2 protein-coding genes are annotated in these 2,673 nt (G+C 69.3%); one reads left to right on the forward strand and one right to left on the reverse strand.

What is annotated here, in order from left to right:
• Nucleotides 1-1,020, reverse strand: a 1,020-nt coding sequence (locus AC1D12_RS30440; protein WP_477844966.1) for an ABC transporter substrate-binding protein, incomplete at its 3' end; no start/stop codon positions are given.
• A gap of 210 nt (nt 1,021-1,230) precedes the next feature.
• On the opposite strand from AC1D12_RS30440, the gene AC1D12_RS30445 reads away from it, so the two are divergent.
• Nucleotides 1,231-2,673: sensor histidine kinase (locus tag AC1D12_RS30445; RefSeq protein ID WP_477844967.1), on the forward strand; the 1,443-nt coding region annotated here is incomplete at its 3' end.

Below are 2,673 nucleotides of genomic sequence, written 5' to 3' on the forward strand. Positions count from 1 at the left end.
GCCCGGCTGCTGCGCGAGCGCGCCGAGGTCGCCCCAGGTGAGCGTGAGCGCGGCACGCCCGGACAGGAAGTAGTCCCAGCCGCGACCGAGGTCCCAGTTGAGCATCTCCTTCGGGCCGAACTGCACCAGGTCGACCAGCATCGAGAGCGCGCGCACGTGGCCCGGGCTGTCCAGCAGCGGCTTCATGGTCTGCGGGTCGAACCAGTACAGGTGCGGGTTGTCCGGGCCGATCACGAAGGGCGCGGACAGCGACATGAAATGGAACATGCCCTGCACCCCGGCGCGCAGCGGCAGCAGCAGGCCGTGGTCCGGCTCGCCGTCGCCGTTGAGGTCCTTGCCGTTGAAGTAGTCGGCGATGTCGCGGAACTGCTCCCAGGTGGCCGGCGGCGCCAGCGGGTAGCCGTGGGCCTTCTGGAAGGCGGCCCGGTGCTGCGGGTCCGCCAGCAGGTCGCGCCGGTAGTACATCACCTGGCCGTCGTGGTCGTTGGCCACCATGTACTTGTGCCCGCCGAACTCGAGCAGGCTGCGCGGCGCCGGCAGCACCTCGGCGATGTCCCAGGCCGGGAAGCGCGGATCCTTGTAGTAGCGGTCGTACGGGACGATGTGCTTGCCGGCAACCAGTTCGCCGAGCCACCAGGCGCCGGCGATGCAGGCGTCGTAGCGGCCGGTGCGGTTGGTCAGGTCGGAGATCAGCGTGGCGAACAGCTCCTCGTGGGAGCGCTGCACGATCTCGAGCGTGGCGCCGGTGGCGGCCTCGAATTCCGGCTTGATCTCCAGCACCGGCCCGCCGATCCCCTGGCCTTCGGCGACCAGCACCGTCACATGCTGTCCGGCAAACGGGCAGCGGCCCGGTTTGCAGGGCTCGGCCACGCGCGGCGGCAGCACGTCGCCGGGGCGCACCACGGTCGTGTCGGAACCCTTGAGCCGGGGCTGCGGCTCGGCGCCGTGTGCCAGGCTCGCGCCGAGCAGCCCTGCTGCGAGCGCGTAGACGGCCCGCGCCGGCCAAAGCTTGCGACCCATGCTCGTCTCCTCAACGCACACCGCTGGGCGACTGGGATCTTGCGCCTTCGGCCGCGGGTCTTGAACCTCCGGCAGGCCGTTTCCAGGGTAAACGAGAAGGTCGAGTCCGGCATTGACAAGCCGATGCATCGGCACATCATTCTCGCCAGCAGGGGACGTCTCTCCGCTCGAACGGAGAACCAGGAGAAGGCGAATGCGCGAGGCTGAGCGATGAAGATCGCCACGCGACTCAACCTGATCTCGCTGGCGGCCATCCTCGTGATGACCGCTGCGGTGCTGGGTGCTGCCGTGTTCTTTCTCGGCGTGGCGGGCGGGGCCGGGTTCATGGGCGCGATCGGGGTCATCGCCTTCGCCGCCTTGTGCCTGAACGCGATCGCGGCCGGCCTGTTCGGGCGCTGGCTGTTGCGCCGCATCGGTGCGACGCTGGACTGCGTGCGGCGGATCGAGCAGGGCGATGTCTCGGCGCGCATCGATCACGGCGGGGCGGCCGACGAGATCGGCGCCTTGCAGCGCAGCATCAACGCGATGGGCGAGTGCATCGAGCAGCGCGCCCGGGAGCAGATCGAGACGCAGGAGGCGCTGCGCGCCAGCGAGGCGCGCGTGCGCCGGGTGGTCGAGTCCAGCATGATCGGCGTGTTCTTCTGGGACACCACGGGTGCGATCACGGAGGCGAACGATGCCTTCCTGGAGATCATCGGCTACGCCCGCGACGACCTGCACGCCGGCCTGGTGAACTGGGCCCGGCTCACGCCGCCGCAGCAGGCCGATGCCGACCAGAAGGCCATCCAGCAGCTGCGCGACACCGGCCGCTGCCAGCCCTACGAGAAGCACTACATCCGCAAGGACGGGAGCCTGGTGCCGGTGCTGATCGGCGGGGCGCTGCTGAGCGACTCGGTGCACCAGGGCGTGGCCTTCATCGTCGACCTCACCGAGCGCCGGCAGGCCGAGACCGACCGCCAGGCGCGCCGCGAGGCGGAGGCGGCCAGCTCGGCCAAGAGCGAGTTCCTGGCCAACATGAGCCACGAGATCCGCACGCCGATGAACGCGATCCTCGGCATGTCGTACCTGGCGCTGCAGAGCGGGCTGAACCCGCAGCAGCACAACTACATCCAGAAGGTGCACGGCTCGGCGGAGTCGCTGCTGGGCATCATCAACGACATCCTCGACTTCTCGAAGATCGAGGCCGGCAAGCTCGAGATGGAGACGATCGCGTTCAGCCTCGGCGACGTGATGGACAACGTGAGCAACCTGCTGGGGATGAAAGCGGACGAGAAGGGCCTGGAACTGGTGTTCGCGGTGCCGCCGCAACTGCCGGCGGTGATGGGCGATCCGTCGCGCCTGGGGCAGGTGCTGCTGAACCTGGGCAACAACGCCATCAAGTTCACCGAGCGTGGCGAGGTGGTCCTGGCCATCGGCGTGATCGAGCGGGACGAGGTCTCGGTGCAGCTGCGTTTCGAGGTGCGCGACACCGGCGTCGGCATCGACCGCGAGCATCAGCAGCGCCTGTTCGAGGCGTTCACGCAGGCGGACGCCTCGACCAGCCGGCGTCATGGCGGCACGGGCCTGGGGCTCGCGATCAGCCGCAACCTGGTGCGGTTGATGGGCGGCGAGCTGGCCGTCGACAGCGAACCGGGCCGTGGCAGCCGCTTCCAC

The organism is Rhizobacter sp. P1_G5, from assembly GCF_056405435.1.